Below are 20,609 nucleotides of genomic sequence, written 5' to 3' on the forward strand. Positions count from 1 at the left end.
TTTATGTCCGGTTTATTTGTGCGATCAATGCTTCAAGTTCACTAATTGAAGCATTTAACTTATGTGTAGAAACTGGGGCAGACTGTTCAATAATGGATGCTTGTTTCAGACCATTACCAGTAATGACACATACCACTGTGTCATTTGGTTGTATTCGACCGTCTTCAACACCTTTTTTAACTGCTGCTAAAGATGCTGCAGATGCTGGTTCGGCGCATATTCCATCATGACCAAGCCAGCGTACTGCTTCTACTATTTCAGCATCGGACACATTTTCCGCAAAGCCACCTGAGTCGTAAATAGTATTTAATACACGTTCACCGTCTTGAATGGGTGCATTTCCAGAAATACTTTGGGCAATTGTTTTTGACGAATCACCATGTTTTACTGCTTTTCTTTTCCCACTTTGATATGCTCTCGTAATTGGCCCAGTTGCTTCGGGTTGTACAGCTACCATCCTTGGTAATGTATTTATCCACCCAAGCACTTTTAATTCTCGAAACCCCTTCCAAGCTCCATAGATTCCCCCACCTGTTCCAACTGGATGAACCATGAAATCTGGTGCCTGCCAGCCAAACTCCTCACTTATCTCATATGCATAACTCTTCATCGCTTCATGTCTGATAGGATTAATAAAATTAACAAATTGGTATAAGCCAAGCTCTTGGACAGCCAGTTCCAGCATTTTAGTAATCTCTTCAAAGTTATTAAAATGAAGTGTTGCGACATTTGCACCAAATAAGGAAATTATCGCCTTTTTCACGGGATTGGCTAAATATTCGACAAGTACAGTTGCATCAATTGCAGCCCGTGAAGAATAAGCTGCAAAAGATGCCCCAGCATTACCAGAACTATACGTTAGGCCCTTCGTTATTCCCAATTCCTTTGCAAAGCTAATAGCAAGACTGAAACCACGGTCTTTAAAACTTCCAGTTGGCATTAAGGTATCATTTTTAAAATAAAGATTTCTCAATCCGAGCTCTTTTGCTGCGTAGACAGACTTTATTAAGGGAGTGCCACCTTCTCCAAGTGAAACTATATTTGTATCTTCCTTTAATGGATAAAACTCGTGCCAGCGCCACATGGAAGTTCCACGTCCCTTGAATATATCGGGGGATATATCCTGCTTCATTTGTTGTAAATCGTATTGTACTTCCAGTAAACCACCACAACGCGGACATGTATTTAAAGGGAGAGATAGTGAAAAATCGGCTGTACATCGATCGCATACATAGTGAGTCGCATATGACCAAGACATGATATATCCTCCTAATTATTTGGCATTGGGATTAAAACCTTCTCGGATATAATCTCCTAATATATTAATAGCTAAAACGACAAACATAATCATTAAGCCTGGGAAGAGCGACATCCACCAGGCAGAGCTAACATATAACTGACCTTCACTAAGCATATTTCCCCAGCTTGGTATACTGATTGGTACTCCTAGCCCTAGGAAACTCAGGGAGGATTCCGCAATAATTGTAGCTGCCACATGGAATGTAGCAATTGTTATTATAGGTGCTAAAATATTCGGGAGGATATGTCGGAATAATAACCTTCCATCACTTGCACCAATTGTACTTGCTGCAACAACAAAGTCGCTTGTTTTCATACTAAGAACCTCAGAACGAATGACCCTTGCATATTCAACCCAGCCGGTTATACCTAACACGATAATAAGATTCCCTAATCCACCACCAAGTACAGCAACAATCGCAAGTGCTAATAGAATAGTAGGAAACGCTAATTGGATATCTGCAATTCTCATCATAAAACCATCGAAAATGCGATAATATCCTGATAATAATCCAATAAATACGCCAATTGTTCCCGATATTACAACAGCTAGAAGACCAACTAAAATAGAGATACGTGTTCCGTAAATAACTCGACTTAATATATCACGACCGAGATTATCTGTACCCAATAAATAACCAGGTTCCGCACCTTCTGCCCAAATTGGTGGTTTCAAACGTGCTAATAAGTTTTGTGCATTCGGATCATGGGGAGCAATTAGTGGTGCGAACACTGCAATTATGATAAATAGTACAAGAGTAATGATAGAAAACCAGTTAAAGAGATTACCTATGTTTCCTTTACGTTTTTTCTTACCCATAAGTATCCCCCTTTCTACTTGTACTGAATGCGTGGATCAATAACAACATATAGTAAGTCCACAATCAGATTAATTAACACAAATATTCCTGCTAATAAAATGATGGCTGTTTGAACTAATGGAAAATCACGAAAATTAATTGCCTGAATAATCATTTGACCAACACCTGGCCATGCAAACACCATTTCAGTTACAACAGATCCTCCTAATAGAGCACCAACCTGTAATCCGACTATTGTAACAACAGGTAATAGACTATTTCGTAATGCATGTTTAGCTATAACTTTAAAGGATAGTAATCCCTTTGCCCTAGCTGTCCGAATATAATCCGAGCTAAGTACTTCAATTAATGAGGAACGAAGTAATCTTGTAATTAATGCCATCATGTGCAGGCCTAGTGCAAATGCTGGTAAAATTAAATGCTCCCAACCGCCAATACCTCCGGTTGGCAGAAGCCCCAATGAAACAGAGAAAAAGAGGATGAGCAATATACCCACCCAAAATACTGGAAAGGATTGCCCAATTAGCACAAATGACATGATTAAGCGATCAAACAAAGAACCTTGCTTAAGTGCTGAGAGAATTCCAGCTGGAATGGAAACAAGCAATGCAATAATTAGTGATGTAGAGGCTAGTTGAAGGGTTGCTGGTAACCGTTCCAAAATTAGTTTGAGAGTAGAATCATCGTAGCGTAAGGATTCTCCTAGATCAAAGTGAAGTAAATCCCAAATGAAAATACCGTATTGAGTTAGTAAAGGCTTATCCATGCCAAGCTCTATTCGTAATTCTTCCATTTGCTCAACAGTTGCATCGGGAGGCAACATAATCGCTACCGGATCACCTGTCATTCTAGTAATGAAAAACACTACTGTTGCTACTCCAAATAAGACAAAAATTGCATATAAGCAGCGACGAAGTATATATGATAACAAAGATTTCACCTCCCATTGTTTGATTATTTTAGTGATGCATTATACATATTTAATACGCCTATTACGTTTGGTTCCCACTCAACATCATTACTCATCGCATATAGACCATCAAGTTGCCACAAATATACATATGGTGCTTCTTCAATAAGAAGCTCTTGAATTCCAGTTAAGGCTTCTTGTCGAATTTCAGGATCTATATTTTGCTCTTGAACATCCATTAGCTGGTCTGCTTCATCATTTTTCCAGACATTATATCGTCGGTCACTCTTGATATAAGATTGGAAGTTACTAATCGCATCCATTGTCCATCCAGTATTACCTAAATAGTAAAGGGGTGCTGAGGTTTTAGCCGTAATATTACTCATAAGTGTGGTACGATCCATTAAGTTTACTTTTACTTTAATGCCGACTTTTTCTAGTTCCGCTGCAATCGCTTGAACAATCGCTGAATCTGTATTAGCAGCATCTAAATCTACTTCGAAACCATCTGGATATCCTGCTTGTGCCAATAGCTCTTTAGCTTTTTCAAGGTCATATTCAAAAGGCTTAATATCTGAGTCCACTCCAAAGTTCTGTGATGGAATTAATGTAGCTACACGTTTGGCATATCCGCCAAGTACTGTATCAATAATTTGCTGTATATTTACTGCATGATTCATCGCCTGACGTACTTCCTTCTTCGCTAATGGACCATCCTTAGTAGTATCAATTACAAGATAGAAAGTACGAATCCAGTCTGCAGCAACAACGCTAATATTTTGATCACCTTCAAGCTGTATCGCAACGTCAGATGTTAGACCTGTTGCAATATCAATTTCACCTGTCTTCGCAGCAGCTACCATATCAGCGATATTTGGAATTGTTCTAAACACTAATTTGTCGATTTCCGGTGCGCCTTTAAAATAGTCTGCATTTGCTTCCAAGACAACCTCATTATCCTTTTTCCACGAAACAAATTTGAACGGGCCAGTTCCTACCGGATTCTTTGCGAAGTTATCCTCGCCTTCCTCTTCAATATATTGTTTCGGTACCATTACCCCACCGAAAAGAACTGTTTTGTTAGGGAGAATTGGATCTGGAGCTTCCGTTACAATATTAACGGTATACTCATCAACCACATTGACCTCCTTCACATTACGGAGTTCAACAATTTCATTCAAACTATTTAATCTTTCAATACTATATTTTACTGTCTCGGCATTGAACTTCTCCCCGTTGTGGAACGTCACATCATCTCGAAGCTTGAATTGCCAAGTTGTATCATCAATTGCTTCCCATTCCGTTGCTAAACTTGGTGCAAGATTATTATTTTCATCACGTGTCACCAGCGTGTCAAAGATATTAATTAAAATATTCATATCTGGCATGCTACCTTGGTTTTGTGGGTCCATTGTACTTGCATCAGATACTTGGGCCACAACTAGCTCTTTTTCACTACTGTCCTTCTCCTTCTCCTTCTCATCACCTGAACTAGTGTTATTAGAGGTACACCCAGTCAAGATGACTAGTAATATCAAAATTATCGATAATGCCTTTTTCATGTAAAAAACCCCTCCCTTAATTATGAAAATACTAAACTATACTTTTTTCTCCTACTATGGATTTAAAGCCTTTTTCAGTAATCACTCCTGTTGGAACAATATGTCGATCTAATTGTATAGTTGTTCCATTTGAATCCTTAATTTCTCTATTTCTTACTGGATCATGCGAAATTCGGAATAGCGTCGCATTCGTTATTATTCCATCTAGTCTGCACCAATTCTTTATACCAAGGACTTCTGAAGGTGCGAGTGTGACAGATGCAATAATATCCATTAGCGACAATCCACAATGCAAAGTTTTCGTCATAGTTGTAGCCAGATCATAAACTGGTCCTTGAATATTACGGATATGCACATCAGTACTAATTGAAAACGGGAAATATCCATTATGAATTGCTTTGCGGCATACATCAAAATTAAAACTTGCCGCTCCGTGCCCTATGTCCATTTTCACCCCCCTTGCCAAAGCCTTTTCTAATGCCATCACGGGGAGTCCATTAGATTTCCAAGGAGTACCAATTTTCCCATGATAACAATGTGTTATAACATCCCCCTCGTCAAGAAGCTCTAGAACATCTTCAATAACGGGAGGAGCTTCACCGATATGAACCATCAATGGTAAACCTGTTTCACGCGCTACTAGCTTAGCTAGCTTTAATGGCTGGGTACCCATTTCACCAACAATAGCACCACTTGAACGTACTTTAATACCACAAATAAATGGGCGATATTCAAGCACTGCCTGCACAGTGCGTTCAATATTTATTAAATTTAGATTTGAGACTTCTTGTAAATGAACTAACCCAATGGAACTAATATTTAACCAAGCTCTAATTTGTGTCTCATAGTTGGGAACAATGTATTTTTTAAAGCCTGCAATTGTGGCTTCTCCAGCACTTCCCGCATCCACAACTAGATGAACCCCCGTATCCAAACCTACATCATCTGGAGGCACACTTAGCGAAGTAAATCCATCGAAAACATGGGTATGTAAGTCAATCCAACCTGGGCTCAAATATAAGTCAGATTGTGGAACTGCATCTTGATATGTAGAATAATCGATCCTGTATCCTCTAGATGTTTTTTCTATGTGGCCAGGCTTACAAGTTCTTGATATGGGGTCGATTACATTGACGGTCAAACCCTCATTCATAATAATATTTGCCCCCTTTTAATGATGAAGATGACATGCAACTGAATACTCAGAGGATACCTCTTTTAGAATTGGTCGGACCTCCTTGCATATGCCCATCACATATGGACAACGTGTATGGAAAGGACAACCTGAAGGTGGATTTGCTGGACTAGGTACCTCACCTTTTAAGACGATTTTTTCTCTTTTTACATTTCGCTTCGGTTCTGGAGCCGATGATAGCAGGGCCTGTGTATATGGGTGTAATGGTTTTTTATATAGTTCACGCTTACTGCCTATCTCTACTAAATTACCTAAATACATAACGCCAACTCGGTCACTTATATGTTTCACAACGCTTAAGTTATGTGAGATAAAAATATAAGAAAGATTTAATTCCTCTTTTAAGTCTCTCATTAAGTTAAGGATTTGAGATTGAATGGACACATCCAACGCTGAGACGGCCTCATCTGCAACAACTAGGCTAGGATTTAATGCAAGTGCACGTGCAATGCCAATACGCTGTCGTTGTCCACCCGAAAATTCACTAGGGCTTTTACTACGGTCAGTTTCCTTTAGACCAACTCTTGTAAGAAGTGGCCCCACACGTTCTTTTGCTTCCTTCCAATCTGCAATTTTATTTACGTAGTAAGGTTCTGCCAGTATTTGTTCAACAGTCATTTTGGGATTGAGTGATGAATAGGGATCTTGGAAAACCATCTGAAATTGACTTCTGATTTTTCGCAGTTCCTGTCCCTTAAGATGAGTAATATCTTGATTATTAAAGAGGATTTTCCCATCAGTGGGTTCAAGAACACGCATAATCATCCTTCCTAAAGTTGACTTCCCACATCCAGATTCACCAACTATACCTAGCGTTTCCCCCGATTTCAGGGTGAAAGAAACATCATCAACTGCCTTTACATGACCAACAGTTCTTAACAATACTCCCTGCTTTATCGGGAAATATTTTTTTACATGCTGGACATCTAATAAAATTTCACTCATATCTGACTCCCTTTCTGTATCATTCCTGCTATAGTAAATCACACCGTACGAAGTGACCTGGTTTTAATTCTCTAAGTTCAGGCATTTTTTCAAGACATGATGGTTGAACCATTTCACAGCGACTCGCGAAACGACAACCAACAGGAAAGTCTGAAGCATCAGGAACTGTTCCCGGTATCGAATAGAGGATATCTTTTTCTTCCTCCAAAGAAGGAATTGACTCCATTAACGCATTTGTATAGGGATGCAAAGTGTCTTCAAATATCGAATCTGCATCTGCAGATTCAACAACTTGACCGGCATACATAACTGCAACATGATCAGCTATTTCCGCGACAACTCCTAAGTCATGAGTAATCATAACAATGGAACTATGGAATTCATCACGCATTTTTTTCATTAGTTCGAGAACCTGGGCCTGGATGGTAACATCGAGTGCAGTGGTTGGTTCATCCGCGATTAATAGCTTGGGCTCACAAATCATTGCCATTGCAATCATCACACGTTGACGTAAACCACCTGACAACTGGTGTGGGTATTCTCTTACAATCTCTTTCGCGCGTGGTACTCCAACAAATTGAAGCATTTCAATCGCCTTCTGTAGTGCTTCTTTTTTTGAAATCGAACGATGACGCAAAAGAACTTCAGAGATTTGATCACCTATCGTTAGAACAGGGTTTAGAGAAGTCATAGGTTCTTGGAAAATCATCGAAATGTCATTCCCTCTGATTGCTGCAATTTGTTTTTCGCTTAGTTTCGTTAAGTCCTTTCCATCGAACATAATTTCTCCTGAAACAATTTGTCCCGTAGGTTTAGGAATTAACTGCATAATAGAGAGCGAGGTAATGCTTTTACCAGAACCTGATTCCCCTACAACACAAACGATTTGCCCTGGATAAACTTCTAAGTCAATTCCATCAACTGCTCGTATTTCTTTCTCTTTACTAAAAAAATAGGTTCTTAAATTTTTCACTGAAAGAAGAGGCTCTTTCAAAAAATAACCCCCTTTTTATGTAATAGGTTTCCACCTCAAATTGGAAGCGTATTCAATTATCTATAAATTCTTTATACATTAAAAATTTAAAATTATCAACAAAAACTTTTTTGTTGCATAAATTTTTTTTTGGTGACAATTAATCTAGTAATAAAAAAGACTACTAGAGATCCAGTAGTCGGTTCATTATATGAAGATATTAAAACATAACCTTTTTGGGTATCCAATTCGGGTTAAATTGGTCTCCCGTCCCTGGTAGTACCCCTTGCTCCTTATAGCGTTCAGCGAAAAGTCCAAACTTATCTTCATCGAGCTCTACACCAAGTCCTGGTTTGTTGGGTACATCTAGCATACCATCTTTAAATCTAAGTAATCCGCCCTTTAAGATGTCATCTGTTAAATGCATGTAATGACTATCTGCGGCAAAGGAAAGAACAGGCGTAGATGCAGCCACATGTGCATAAGCGAGAGTAGATATTCCAAGCTCACACCCGCTATGTAGGGAAAATCCAAACTGAAGTGTTTCACAAACTGCTGCTAACTTTTTTGTTGCAAGAATGCCTCCCCATTTATGGGTATCTCCTAAGATAACATCAACCGATCCCAGACGAAAAGCAGGTGCAATTTGGTCAAAATCAACCACACACATATTTGTAGCCAAAGGAATTGGAACATCCCTTCTTATCCGTGCCATCCCTTCTAAATTTGGAGTAGGATCCTCTAAGTATTCCAAATTATATTCTAATAGTTTCCTAGATACTTCTAATGCTGTTGATGGCGACCACACAGCATTAGGATCAATTCGAAGACCCATGTCATCTCCAAATTCCTGTCTAATGGCAGCAATCGTATCAATATCATGATTAGGTGCAAAAACCCCCCCTTTTAATTTTATATCTGAAAAACCATAATCACTTACTAACCTTTTACAAAATCCCACAATTTCGTCAGGTGTTGTTTCTCCACCTTCTTCAACTCCGGGATAGCGATAGAACACATATGCAGAGAAAGGAACTCTACTTCGATATAATCCTCCCAAAAGTTCATAAAGTGGCTTGTCAACCGACCTTGCCATTACATCCCATAGGGCTGTTTCGATACCGGCAATTGCTGCTAATCCTGCATATCCTGAAAAATAAGAAGTTAATTGAAACTTTGAAAGAATGAGTTCTAAATCAAATGGGTTACTACCAATAATAGACTCAGCCATTCCCTTCATTAAACTTTCAATTTGTGTCCCACCCATCGTTTCACCATAGCCCACTAGGCCATTATCCGTATGCACCTTCACGATATTTCTAGTAATACCCGTACGAATCCCCCATGGCCAACGTATCGGTGCTTTTAATGGTATATTCACCGGAGTAATCTCAACCGAACTAACTCTCATTACAATTCCTCCTTTTATCTTAATTTCTCAAAATCAATTACCTCCTGTTTCACTCGACGAATATGGTTAGACAACAGTGATATAGCCTCATTTACTTGATCCTTCTTCAGTGCATTAATTATGGAAAGGTGTTCGCTTTGACTTTGATCACTCCTTTTCGTCTTAGTTAACGGAACTCTAATCCAAAACAAATAATCATTAATTGACTTCATTGTTTTGGTGATCCAGCTATTCATTGACTTCTCTATAAAAAATTGATGAAACTCGTCATTCCACTTATTATAAGATATTACAAATTCATCTACTTTCCCTGTAATCTTTTCAACAGTTTGCATTGCATTTTGTTCTAAAAGTATTAAGTCTTCTTTTGTTATATATGGAAAAGCCTGTTGTAGTGCTAGGATTTCAAGAGAACTTCTAACATCATAAATATCACATATCTCCTTGAGTGAAATTTTCTTAAGGACATGGCCCCCATATGGTTGATACTCCAAAAAGCCATCACTTCTAAGTCTTTTTAACGCCTCTCTTATTGGAGTCGCACTTACTTGATACATTTCAGAAAGCATACTTTCACCTAACTTAGACCCAGGAGCAATCTTATGTACTAAAATATCCTTCTTTATTTCCTCATAAACCTTATCAGCCAATGTTAAGTGGTTTACCCTTTGATTGATCATTCAATCCACTACCTTCACGTTTTCTATATTATATATTCTATAGAATATTCTTTTATGAGTACGAAACGCAGAAGAAGCGGTTTATTTCTAGAATTACTGTGGATTTTGAGTGATGAGAAGAAAGTGAAGGAATGGGTTAATGAGGAAAACCTTGTTGATAACAAATAACTGCATCTATTTTATTCTAGAGTTTTACTTAGCCATATAAAAACCGCACCTCCAATTGCTTACTGTGTGTCTAACAATCAGTGTGCAGTTCACGTTGGAGGGAGGTTCAAGTTGTCTACTGACAAATTCAAGAATTGTTACCACGATCATCACCTCCCTTCCTACTGGAAACAAGTGCAACAACCCCCCCCCCTCCGAAATCCAGTTGCAATAAAAGCCTATTGTATTATACATACTCATTATCAACCTTCGACAAATTCCGGGGGCGTCACTGTGACATCAAGCTCGCTCCCAACGCAATTGCCCCAGCCAATCCAGCATTGTCCCCAAGCTATACGTGGTGTGCTCGTATGATCTCACACTATACCTTTTCATGGCAAAAGTTTGACTTCCCTTGTTAGTGCTGAGAAACCCGTTTGCTTCAACGCCAGCTACTGCACTTTGACACTAATTGTTTAAGAGCATCAACATTCACAGCGAGACTTTCGAAAGGATCTCCTTCAAATTCCTCCTGTTCAACGGTAAACCATTCAACGCCAAACTTTTTTCCTTCCTTAATGAGGGAGTCGAAGTCCAGTTGACCTTTTCCAATTTCAGTCCCCATCTTTTTTCCATTTACAATTTTCATATCTTTCATATGCAATGATACAACACGTTCTTTATACGTGGTGATGATTTCTAATGGATCGTGACCAGCGAAGCTAGCCCAATAACAATCCAGCTCCATTTTTACTAGATCTGGAGCTGTTTCGTTAAATAGGAGATCAAAACCTGTTTGATCACCAAATGTTGCAAATTCAAAGTCATGATTATGATAGCCAAAAACAAATCCAGCTTTTTTGCATGCTTCACCAATTTGATTCAACGTTTCCGCCGTTTTTTTATAATCATCAGCGGTCTCCCTCATCTCTTTTGGAAGTGACGGGCAAATAATCAGGTTATTGCCTATCGCCTGATGGTATTCAAATGTCTTCTCTAATTCATCATGTAAAAGTTCCTGGAGACCCACATGAGCACCTGCAACGACCATTCCCTTTTCTGCTAACAATTGTTTCACTGCATCTGAAGGTGTATGGTAGAAACCCGCAAATTGAATACCTTCATACCCAAGACTAGCGACTTTTTGAATCGTTCCTAAAAAGTCCTTCTCTGCTTCTTTCCATACAGAATATAGTTGGATCCCAATTTTACTCATCAATACCTTCTCCTTCCATTACGGTGAGAGTGTGTGTAAACCTTTTTTTATCGTTAGCTGTCACCAGCAACTTCACTTATTTTCACTGCTTCTCCCTTTGCAGCAGACAAATATAATCCATTAATAATTTGTTGGAGATAGACACCTTGTTCAGGTGTACTTAATGGCAGTGTGCCATTTAAACAGGCATCTACAAATCTTTTAATCTCTTGTTCATGAAAGTTTTGTTTTGGTAAATGTGCTGGTGTAATGTCGATAAGGGACTCGTACTTTTCTTGATAAATCTTTAACGGAAAGACATCAGCTCCACCTTGGTCACCCATTAAGGATACGCTCATTTCTTCTCCTTTCTCGACATTTGCAGCAAAGGCTGTTTCCAAAAGGATAGACGCACCATTTTTGAAAGTGATCATCCCACGGGCCATATCTTCAACCGAAAAATTCTCCCAATCCCATGAACCCATTAGACCTACGCCTTTTCTGTTCCCTAACTTTTGGTAAGTTACACCCAAAACAGTATCAGGCTCCGGGTAGCCCATCAGATATAAAGCTGTGTCTAGCATATGTACCCCAATATCAATTAATGGACCTCCTCCTTGGAGTTCCTTATTTGTAAAAACTCCCCATCCAGGTATCCCCCGACGGCGCATCGCTGTGACACGGGCAGCATAAATTTCTCCAAGTTCTCCGCCATCGATAAATCGCTTTAGCATTTCAACTTGAGGGGCATAGCGAAAATGAAAGCCATATGTTAGTATTTTCCCAGCCTTCGAGGCAGCAGCAGCCATCTCCTCTGCTTCCTCTGCTGTTATAGCCGGCGGCTTCTCACATATAACATGACAGCCTGCATGTAGGGCAGCGATTGCAGCAGGATGATGGAACTTATTTGGGGTACAGATACTCACTGCATCTAATGGGACCTCTTGTAGCATTTCCTCATAACTTGAAAAAACGTGCGGAATGTGGAAATCCGCTGCTAGTTTATCAGCTTTTTCTTTTACAACATCACTTACGGCCACAACCTCAACCAGCTCGCCACATTTTAAATAGTTGGGAACATGTACGTCCCTTGCGATACCACCTGCTCCGATAATTCCTACCCTTACTGTTTTTCCCATGTTTTTCACCACTTTCTAAATGATTATCCTAATTTATATGCTAGGAATAGCTTAAATAGCCAGCACGATAAATCTAAACCTATAATGTTGGCTTATTTAAAAATGAAAACCAGATCTTATATGTCTTAATCATAAGGTGTGACTGAGAAATAGCGAGTTTACCCACTATGGACTGCCTCGGTCAGCCCCTCTTTCATCATGCATTGTTGATTGGCTGGCCCAAAAAATAAAGTGCAGAGTCATGTACTGTTACGTTTCATCACTCTGCACTTCTATTTTATGATACACTATTCTTTTTTTTATTTACTACTAAAAGCTAAACTTAATTCCAATTTTAATCCAACACTGGTAGTTTAACAAGTACATTCAATTGTTCACCAGGCTTGATGTCTTTTAGGATACTGTCTTCAATATGCTGACCATTTACATATACTTCTACCATTCTTACATTTTCGTCTCGCTTCATTTCAATATGGAGTTCTGCCCCTCTAAAAGTACGTGTAACAGAAGCTTCATTCCAGCTTGAAGGGAGCTGAGGATTGATACGAAGTCCTTCTTTTGTTCCTTTTATTCCAAACAATCCATCAATGATAGAACGATATACCCAAGATACTGTTCCCGTATTAAATAAATGGCTAGAGCGTCCTGCCGTACGTGGGAATTGTCTATAAGCACCACGATAATAGTTCGGAATGAACACAGGTAATTGTCCACGTTGAATCACGTCATTCATGTCAGGGCCAGGAATCATTTTTCGAAGTAAACGGAATGCATTCTCTGACTCCCCAGCGTGGTATAGTGCATAGATATAGAAAATTGCCGCATGATTATAGACAGATCCATTTTCTGCTGAACCTGGATGTTTTTGAGTTACACGACCTACATCCTCACGCATCGCAGTGTAAGCTGGACCGAGCATTTCAACTCCATATGGAGACTCCAACTGGTCAATGACAGCTTGTAGTAGTTTCTGTTTTTTTGCTTCATCAGCTGCTCCACTTAATAGTGCCCAACCTTGTGAATTTAAAAAGATCCTACCTTCCTTATCTTTGCTAATCCCAAAGATCACGTTATCATCAGTGATACCGCGTGCGTACCATTCTCCATCCCAGAGATACTTATTAATCACTTCGTTTGTGTTTTCTGCTTCCAGGCGATATTCCTTGCTTAGCTCACTTTGCCCTGCAGTTTCACAAATTTCAGCCCAAATGGCAAATGCGTATGCAGAAGCTGTTGTTAGCCAACCAGAAACACCTTTCCCTTTATACCCCACCATATTCATAGGGTCACACCAGTCGCCTTGATTAATATAGTTAAGCCCCCGCTCATCACGATCACGGATCAGCCATTGCATAGCTAGATGAATATGTTCAAAGACAGTTGCCGTTTTGTTTCCGCCTTCAAAAGGAACAACTTCTTCTAAAATGCTATAATCATTTGTTTCATCTAAATAGGCACTCAAGCAAATTGGTAACCAAACACAATGGTCTGTATGTGGTACTTGGTTGATATATTTTAATTCGGCGTCGGGATGCAAAATAATTCCATCAGGCATTGCACCAGTTTCCTTTTGCTGACTTAATGCTACTAGAAACGCATTTCTTGTCATCTGTGGCTTAATATAACTCATCCCCATATTATCCTGAAGATAATTACGTGTTTGAGGATCTGTCGAAAGGCGATTTGTTATACCATGGTAGTACATTTGACGTGGAAGCCAGTGATTTACGAAATTATCTAAGTGTGCATCCGGTGTCTTGATTTGAAGAATGCCTTTACCGTCCGCAATATACTCTGCATATTCTTCCTCAGCCATTGTAAATCCATCTAAACCGTTTTCCGATTTTGTTTCAAAATATTTTTGACGGATTGTTAATATGTCCTCATCTGTTCTGGCTGCTCCAAATAGGAAACGATATTCTCTTTCCTCTCCAGGATCTAGTTCCTGCTTGTACTGAAGCACTGCAGTTGGCATTTCATAACGTGCATCTCCTTTTGAGAGTTCGTCTTGTTGGATGGCTGTTGGAGATGTGATACCACCTTCACCTTCAAATGCCTCCTGATTGACTTCCCAAGAGAAAGGCTTTTGGTCGGCTACTAAAAACGTTTTATCCTTCAAATATTTAATCTTATCATAATCTTGGTATTTCTGATAAGGCGTAATGGAGGAACAAATAATCCCTTGTAATGCTTCGTTATATTCGCCAGACTGGTTCATCCATGACATATACCCAACGGAGAAATAAGGATAGATGCTTAGTTTTCGTTTCTCGGATGAAAGATTTGTCACTTTCACACGCCAAAGCTCCATCGCTTCATCTTTTGGTAAACTCAAGGTCATTTCAATCAAAATATCATTTCGTTGAACCTTCCAAACAATATTCTTCTTTCCTACCTTAAATGAATACTGATCAGGAAGGATACGCATAGGTTCATAAGGGGCAGAAAACGTATCGCCATTTTCTTCATCCTTTATAAAAACAAAACGACCAGGATGATGAGCATAATAAGGTTGTTCTGGCTGCATAAATGTCTTTGCTTCCAAATTGGGTGCATGAGAGTATTTAGCAGGTTCTGGTTGCATAAATTGCGAAACGGCATAGCCTCGACAATTGACATGAATCATCATCTTATTGTTCCATAAAAAGCCTGAAGCCTTTGGCATACTTGTTGGACTCGTTAATTCATACGATTCATTGTTATCTGTTGCTCTAATCATGTTATTCCCTCTCTTCTGTTGCCTTGGTAACTGATATTTATCTATTACTTTTAAGCTAATGGTTTGTAATTGGTATTTATATGTGATTTTGTTGCTTCAATAATCCATAGACTGCCCCTAATAAATTGGCATGTTGACGAAGTTCACAGGTCGCAATTGTAGGTTTAATCTTTGCAAGGTCAATGGCTGAAATAATAGCATCTAGTTTTTTATTGACATTTGTGATCAAGTCTTCTCTAGCACTAATGCCGCCACCAATTAAGATGATTTCAGGGTCATAGATATAGTGGAGATTATAGATACCAACAGCAAGCAAGTGATAAAATTCATCAATGGCTTTCATACAATCTTTGTCTCCAGCATCGGCCATCGCAAAAATCTCTTCGCCTGATAATTCTTCAGGGTCTAATTGTTTGGCTTTTGCCACCTTCCGCACCAGTGCTTTAGTCGATGCGGTTCGAGCCCATACATCATTACTATCGGAAAAATTGGTGTTAAGTAACATGTATCCAAACTCGCCACCATGAAGGTTTGCGCCTTTATGGAGGTGACCATCTTTAAAAATAGATCCGCCAATTCCAGTTCCGATAACCATGACCATCACGTCTTTTTTTCCCTTCGCTCCACCCTTCCAGACCTCTGCATAACCGGCACAGTTGGCATCATTTTCGTGAAATACAGGAAGGTTTGTACGTTCTGATACGAGTTTCTTGATATTGGGACCATGGATATAAGGGAGCGCGCTCGAGCCATATACCACCCCTTCATACGAAACCGCACCACAGCTGCTTATCGCAATTCCTTCTGCATCTGAACATGTTTTGCTATAGGTTTCGAGTAAATCCAGTAAGCCATCGAGAGTTTTAGGTGTTCTCTCCTTCGATGAGTGAAGGATTTGCGCATCCTCATCGACAATTCCGCATTTCACATAGGTTCCACCAATATCAAAGGCAATGTATTTTCTCATGTTGTTTCCCTCGTTTGTTAGGATAGGACTAGACCCTTGGAATCTCATCGATTTCAAGGGTCTGACAGTGCTTTTTAGCTTATTTATAGAGTTCGTCATTCTCCACTTCGAACTCTTTGGTTTCGATGAGTTGCTTGTACCAGTACGCAGACTTCTTAAGTGAACGATTTCGGTTATTTTCTAGATCAATGGACACAAGTCCATAGCGATTCTTGAATGCGTTCATTGGTGATACATTGTCAGTGAATGCCCAAAGCATGTATCCTTTACAATTTGAGCCTTGTTCAACAGCTTTTAATAGCCATTTCAAGTGCTCGCTAATGAACTCAATTCGGTAATCGTCTTGAATGATGTTCTCTTCATTCTTGAATCTTCCTTCGTTTTCAACACCCATACCATTTTCAGCAATGAACCATTCGATATTTCCGTACTCTTCTTTCATTCTCATGGCCATGTCAAACATGATATGCGGGTAGATTTCCCAGCCGCGGTAAGGATTCATTTTCTTACCAGCAAGCTCATGTTTTTCGTAGTAATATTCCGGATGGAATGGTGTGTCTTCATTCCACGCAGATGTACGAGCTTTTACACGGTGTGGGAAATATAAGTTAATACCCACATAATCAACCGTATTTTCCTTGATCAACTGAAGCTCTTCTGCTGTATGTTCGAACGTAATATCGTGTTTTTCCATTAATTCGAATAATTCTTGAGGGTATTCCCCTTTAATCGCAGGATCTAAGAAGACGCGATTGAAAAATAAATCATAAATTCTTTCCGCTTTTTTGTCATGTTCTGAGGATGAACGAGCATAGGTAACCTCTGGATTTAGGATGGATCCAATTTTGGCACCTGTTTTTTCTTTTAAGCCCATTTCTTTGAACAACTTAACAACCTTCGCAGTAGCAAGACCTTTGTTATAGTTCCATTGCATCCATTTTTTTGTATTTTGTTCAAATGGCCAACGAATAGAATCTAAATAGACACGCGTTTGAACAACAACTGGCTCATTGAAAACAAACCAATGCTTCACACGGTCGCCATAGCGTTCAAACACTTTTTCCGCATATTTAACAAATAATTCTACAACATGCTTGGAGCCCCAACCGCCGTATTTTTCAAATAAGTATGCTGGTTGCTCATAGTGTTCAAGACAAATCATCGGTTCAACACCATTCGCAATCAGTTCATCTATTACATTTCCAATATAGCTTGCATATTCCTCATCAACGATCGCATTCTCATAATCAGTTAAGAAGCGTGACCAGTTGATGGAGGTACGGTAATGAGTAAGTCCGATCTCCTTCATAAAGCCAACATCTTCTTTATATCGATTGTAAAAATCAGTTGCAACCGCTGGGCCATAGCCGTTATGCCATACATTTTTATTGTTTTTATACCATAGGTCTAGGTAAGAATCTTGGAAATCCTTTTTCCCCGTCCAGCCTTCTGTTTGCCAAGCTGAAGCTGCAGCTCCAATGATAAAATCCTCCGGTAGCCTCATTGTTTGTTTTTCCATTTCTCATCTCTCCCCATGTTATGTTATTTATCAAATGCGCCTTGGCGTATTTGCGCACGATTTTAGGCCCACAGGAAGTGGGTCATAAAGACGTTGCCACAGGATGTGGCGTTTTTAGTCTTTGAACTTACTGCTCGAAAAGTTCCTTTGAAAAATCGTGGCATCCGCCGGAGGCTTTAACTTTATTCAGTCGGAGTTTGATCCCCGACTGAATAAAGTTATAATTTCACAAATTTCCGGTAATCTGTCGGAGTCATTCCTGTCACCTTTTTGAACACGGCAACAAAATACTTATATTCGTGAAATCCTACTTGTTCCGATATCTCATTCACTTTAAACGGTGTTTCCGCAAGTAACACCTTCGCTTCTTCTACCCGTAACTGGTTCACATATTCATTAAAGTTAACGCCCGTTTTTTGCTTAAATAAGGAGCTAAAGTAATTCGGAGTAATATTAATGACATCCGCTACTTCGTGAACCTTAATATTCGTCCGGTAGTAATCCCTAATATAGTTCTTCGCCTGATCGATTAGCATATCTTGCTTGTCCAAACCTTTTAGAAGTAAATTCTTTGTCTGTTCTACAAGTCTTGCATAAGTTCCCTTCAATTCCCCAATGGAAATGGATCGATCACTCCAAACAAACAATAGCTCAAAAGATTCGCTGTGAATTTCTTTTGAAAAGGGTTCCTCTCCAAGAATGCAGGTTAGTAAGATATTCTCCTCTGTAAAAAATGAGATAGAGTTGAGTCCATACTCTTGTAACCCATGCTCTATTGTTTTCTTCCACTCATTTTTAAAAGACCGAATCTCTTCAGAAGAGAGGTTTGCTACTTTTTCCGTATATTGCCGTTGCATACTGACAAATGGAAAAATAGGTATGTGCACATACCTTTCTAGTTGAGTAGGATTGTCCCCTTGCAGATCAGATAGCTGCTGAATCATAGCATTCTGCAATTCAGCTTCGTATTGTTCCTTTTGCCTCTGTTGTTCTAATTTGATTTTATTTTTGATTTGGTTTACCACTTCGACAAGCTCATCAATATCAACCGGTTTTAACAAATAATCTTTCACACCGACCTGAATTGCTTTTTGTGCATACGCAAACTCATCGTATCCGCTAATGATAATGGTGCGAATATGCGGGAAATGTTCATGTAGATAGGTTGCAAGTTGCAAGCCGTCCATCCTCGGCATCCTAACATCGGTAATCACAATATCAATGTTTCCATGTTGGATTACTTTCTGAATGGCATCTTCACCATCGTGTGCTGTATCAACCACTTCCACACGGATGGTTTCCCAAGGAATCGTTTGCTGCAACCCGCGAGAAATAATAGGCTCATCATCCACTATTAACATCTTACATGTCATGACTCATCACCTGCATTCTCTACCTGTTTTGTGTCCCATAAAAGGGGAAGTACAAGCCTAACCAATGCGCCTTCTTCAGGTTTTTCGATACGTAATCCGTAAGGTTCTCCAAACACAATGGATAGTCGCTCATTTATATTACGAAGTGCGTAGCCTGTATCCGTTCGTTCACTCTTGAAACCCCATCCGTTATCAATCACGTCAATCCAAATCTGATCATCCACTTTGTAGCAACGAATCGTGATGACTCCTTGATTAGGCAGTTCGTGAAACCCGTGCTGAATGCTATTTTCAACGAGGGGCTGAATCAATTGTTTCATGATAAAAGTCCGCTTGATGTCATCATCCATATCCACATAGAATGCAAGGCGTTCTCCAAGGCGGCTTTTTTGTAGTTCTAAATAAGACTTAATATAATTCATCTCTTCTTCGAGCGTTACCCATGTTTTTCCCTGATTAAGATTCATCCGGAACACTTTCGATAATTGCTCGATTTGTTGCCCTGTTTCCATTGCGTTTTCAAGTCGTGCTGTCCACCGAATCATGTCTAACGTATTGTAAAGAAAATGTGGATCAATTTGGTTTTGTAGGGCCTTTAACTCTGATTCTTTTTGCTTAATCTTCAGCTTGTATTCTGTATCAATGAGCCTTTGGATGGTCTTCACCATTTTGTTAAAGCGCATCCCCAAGCTCCCAATTTCATCATTTGACGTTACCTCTACACTTGCAGTAAAATCTCCTTTTTCAACCTGTCGTGTTTGGTAAGTTAAGTCGATGATACGTTTGATATGGGTGCGATAAAAACCAACTAATGCAATAGCGCCAAAGATCAGAAGAAGGAAAATCATATACCCTACTGAGCTCCGAACCTTATAAAGCCCTTTAACCAGATCCTTTTCCTTGACCATCACAACCGAAGTCCAATTTGTCCCACTGAGCTTTTTCTTAACGACTTTGTACTCCTCATCCTCTAACGTAATGTCATACGTAGGCTGTTCCCCTTGACTTAGCCAGTCAATAAACTCCCGATCCGGAAATGTTTGTCCGATAAGAGATGGATTAGAATGGAGAATGACTTCACCCTTACTTGACATCAACAGATAATTTCCTTGTTTCACATCAAAGGCTTTGAGAATCTTTTCTTGGTCAAGACGTATTCGTACCATCCCAATCGGTCGATCGATATCGTTTATATCGTTAATCACCCGAGATAGGCTTATGACATATTTCTCTCCACCCCAACCGCTCTCAACCCTGTAAGAATCACTCCATATGGGTAATCCCTTGCCTTCCTCTGCAGCCAGGTCTAAGCCATTTTCGTCTGCAGAAACCGGTTCACCAAATGTTAATTCACCACTAACCCCTTTTAAAAGAATGGATGAAATATACTCATTTGACATGAGCTGAAAGGTAAAATAGCCTTTCATTCCTTCCACATTTTGATTAAAGGAGGTGGACGTTTCTACTGATGAATTAAAAAATGTACGGAAGTCCTTATTGTAAATCATGTAAGCGGACATACTCTCGACATCGCGGATGATGGACATAAGTTTTTGTTCATCCTTACTAAGTCGGTCTAAGATGTCTTCCTCGACTTGTTTTTTTAGCACTTCCGTTGTTTGGTTGTAGATAAGTATTCCAAATAATGCTGTTGGAATAGTGATAAAAACAAGGAAAATGAGTAAGAACTTTCGTCTTAAGCCCCAGTTTTGGATCATTTTGCATTCAACCTTTATGTTATACCCCAAGTTGTG

At 39.4% G+C, this 20,609-nt stretch carries 16 protein-coding genes; all 16 read right to left on the bottom strand.

The window, feature by feature from the left end; translation table 11 throughout:
- Nucleotide 1 precedes the first annotated feature (1 nt).
- On the bottom strand, nt 2-1,258 hold the full coding sequence (locus AC6CHV_RS16555) for a threonine synthase (protein ID WP_498079249.1): 1,257 nt from the start codon (nt 1,256-1,258) through the stop codon (nt 2-4).
- 15 nt (nt 1,259-1,273) lie between these two features.
- Complete coding sequence (locus tag AC6CHV_RS16560; RefSeq protein ID WP_498079250.1) at nt 1,274-2,119, bottom strand: ABC transporter permease subunit; 846 nt, start codon at nt 2,117-2,119, stop codon at nt 1,274-1,276.
- Nucleotides 2,120-2,133: 14 nt separating this feature from the next.
- Nucleotides 2,134-3,051 carry an ABC transporter permease subunit gene (locus AC6CHV_RS16565; RefSeq protein WP_498079251.1) on the bottom strand — a complete coding sequence of 306 codons (918 nt, stop codon included), beginning with the start codon at nt 3,049-3,051 and terminating at the stop codon, nt 2,134-2,136.
- Between the two features lie 23 nt (nt 3,052-3,074).
- A complete protein-coding gene (locus tag AC6CHV_RS16570; RefSeq protein WP_498079252.1) occupies nt 3,075-4,592 on the bottom strand; it encodes an ABC transporter substrate-binding protein in 1,518 nt (505 codons plus the stop codon).
- Nucleotides 4,593-4,623: 31 nt separating this feature from the next.
- A complete protein-coding gene (locus tag AC6CHV_RS16575; protein ID WP_498079253.1) occupies nt 4,624-5,745 on the bottom strand; it encodes an amidohydrolase family protein in 1,122 nt (373 codons plus the stop codon).
- Nucleotides 5,746-5,763: 18 nt separating this feature from the next.
- Nucleotides 5,764-6,732 carry an ABC transporter ATP-binding protein gene (locus tag AC6CHV_RS16580; protein WP_341333128.1) on the bottom strand — a complete coding sequence of 323 codons (969 nt, stop codon included), beginning with the start codon at nt 6,730-6,732 and terminating at the stop codon, nt 5,764-5,766.
- A gap of 28 nt (nt 6,733-6,760) precedes the next feature.
- Nucleotides 6,761-7,726 carry an oligopeptide/dipeptide ABC transporter ATP-binding protein gene (locus tag AC6CHV_RS16585; RefSeq protein WP_121445571.1) on the bottom strand — a complete coding sequence of 322 codons (966 nt, stop codon included), beginning with the start codon at nt 7,724-7,726 and terminating at the stop codon, nt 6,761-6,763.
- A gap of 199 nt (nt 7,727-7,925) precedes the next feature.
- Nucleotides 7,926-9,116: an enolase C-terminal domain-like protein gene (locus AC6CHV_RS16590; RefSeq protein WP_498079254.1), complete on the bottom strand. Its 1,191-nt coding sequence runs from the start codon at nt 9,114-9,116 to the stop codon at nt 7,926-7,928.
- Between the two features lie 14 nt (nt 9,117-9,130).
- Nucleotides 9,131-9,796 carry an FCD domain-containing protein gene (locus tag AC6CHV_RS16595; RefSeq protein ID WP_498079255.1) on the bottom strand — a complete coding sequence of 222 codons (666 nt, stop codon included), beginning with the start codon at nt 9,794-9,796 and terminating at the stop codon, nt 9,131-9,133.
- 589 nt (nt 9,797-10,385) lie between these two features.
- Nucleotides 10,386-11,159: a TIM barrel protein gene (locus AC6CHV_RS16600; RefSeq protein WP_498079256.1), complete on the bottom strand. Its 774-nt coding sequence runs from the start codon at nt 11,157-11,159 to the stop codon at nt 10,386-10,388.
- A gap of 53 nt (nt 11,160-11,212) precedes the next feature.
- Nucleotides 11,213-12,277 (bottom strand): Gfo/Idh/MocA family oxidoreductase, encoded by a 1,065-nt coding sequence (locus tag AC6CHV_RS16605; protein WP_498079257.1) that lies wholly within the window; start codon nt 12,275-12,277, stop codon nt 11,213-11,215.
- 334 nt (nt 12,278-12,611) lie between these two features.
- Nucleotides 12,612-14,996, bottom strand: coding sequence for a GH36-type glycosyl hydrolase domain-containing protein (locus AC6CHV_RS16610; protein ID WP_498079258.1), 2,385 nt, complete (start codon nt 14,994-14,996; stop codon nt 12,612-12,614).
- Nucleotides 14,997-15,072: 76 nt separating this feature from the next.
- Nucleotides 15,073-15,963, bottom strand: coding sequence for an ROK family protein (locus AC6CHV_RS16615; RefSeq protein ID WP_498079259.1), 891 nt, complete (start codon nt 15,961-15,963; stop codon nt 15,073-15,075).
- Between the two features lie 79 nt (nt 15,964-16,042).
- Complete coding sequence (locus AC6CHV_RS16620) at nt 16,043-17,482, bottom strand: family 1 glycosylhydrolase (protein WP_498079260.1); 1,440 nt, start codon at nt 17,480-17,482, stop codon at nt 16,043-16,045.
- 218 nt (nt 17,483-17,700) lie between these two features.
- Nucleotides 17,701-18,855: a response regulator gene (locus tag AC6CHV_RS16625; protein WP_498079261.1), complete on the bottom strand. Its 1,155-nt coding sequence runs from the start codon at nt 18,853-18,855 to the stop codon at nt 17,701-17,703.
- Nucleotides 18,852-20,573 carry a histidine kinase gene (locus AC6CHV_RS16630; RefSeq protein ID WP_498079262.1) on the bottom strand — a complete coding sequence of 574 codons (1,722 nt, stop codon included), beginning with the start codon at nt 20,571-20,573 and terminating at the stop codon, nt 18,852-18,854. The genes AC6CHV_RS16625 and AC6CHV_RS16630 overlap by 4 nt, the downstream gene beginning before the upstream one ends.
- Nucleotides 20,574-20,609: the final 36 nt, after the last annotated feature.

The sequence above is a fragment of the Ferdinandcohnia sp. GQ5 genome (assembly GCF_059759275.1).

Excerpts from the sequence above, each read along its gene's own strand:
- AC6CHV_RS16620 (WP_498079260.1), bottom strand. The coding sequence starts at position 17,482 with ATGGAAAAACAAACAATGAGGCTACCGGAGGATTTTATCATTGGAGCT.
- AC6CHV_RS16625 (WP_498079261.1), bottom strand. The coding sequence starts at position 18,855 with ATGACATGTAAGATGTTAATAGTGGATGATGAGCCTATTATTTCTCGC.
- AC6CHV_RS16580 (WP_341333128.1), bottom strand. The coding sequence starts at position 6,732 with ATGAGTGAAATTTTATTAGATGTCCAGCATGTAAAAAAATATTTCCCG.
- AC6CHV_RS16560 (WP_498079250.1), bottom strand. The coding sequence starts at position 2,119 with ATGGGTAAGAAAAAACGTAAAGGAAACATAGGTAATCTCTTTAACTGG.
- AC6CHV_RS16570 (WP_498079252.1), bottom strand. The coding sequence starts at position 4,592 with ATGAAAAAGGCATTATCGATAATTTTGATATTACTAGTCATCTTGACT.
- AC6CHV_RS16610 (WP_498079258.1), bottom strand. The coding sequence starts at position 14,996 with ATGATTAGAGCAACAGATAACAATGAATCGTATGAATTAACGAGTCCA.
- AC6CHV_RS16605 (WP_498079257.1), bottom strand. The coding sequence starts at position 12,277 with ATGGGAAAAACAGTAAGGGTAGGAATTATCGGAGCAGGTGGTATCGCA.
- AC6CHV_RS16555 (WP_498079249.1), bottom strand. The coding sequence starts at position 1,258 with ATGTCTTGGTCATATGCGACTCACTATGTATGCGATCGATGTACAGCC.
- AC6CHV_RS16615 (WP_498079259.1), bottom strand. The coding sequence starts at position 15,963 with ATGAGAAAATACATTGCCTTTGATATTGGTGGAACCTATGTGAAATGC.
- AC6CHV_RS16590 (WP_498079254.1), bottom strand. The coding sequence starts at position 9,116 with ATGAGAGTTAGTTCGGTTGAGATTACTCCGGTGAATATACCATTAAAA.
- AC6CHV_RS16630 (WP_498079262.1), bottom strand. The coding sequence starts at position 20,573 with ATGATCCAAAACTGGGGCTTAAGACGAAAGTTCTTACTCATTTTCCTT.
- AC6CHV_RS16575 (WP_498079253.1), bottom strand. The coding sequence starts at position 5,745 with ATGAATGAGGGTTTGACCGTCAATGTAATCGACCCCATATCAAGAACT.
- AC6CHV_RS16595 (WP_498079255.1), bottom strand. The coding sequence starts at position 9,796 with ATGATCAATCAAAGGGTAAACCACTTAACATTGGCTGATAAGGTTTAT.
- AC6CHV_RS16600 (WP_498079256.1), bottom strand. The coding sequence starts at position 11,159 with ATGAGTAAAATTGGGATCCAACTATATTCTGTATGGAAAGAAGCAGAG.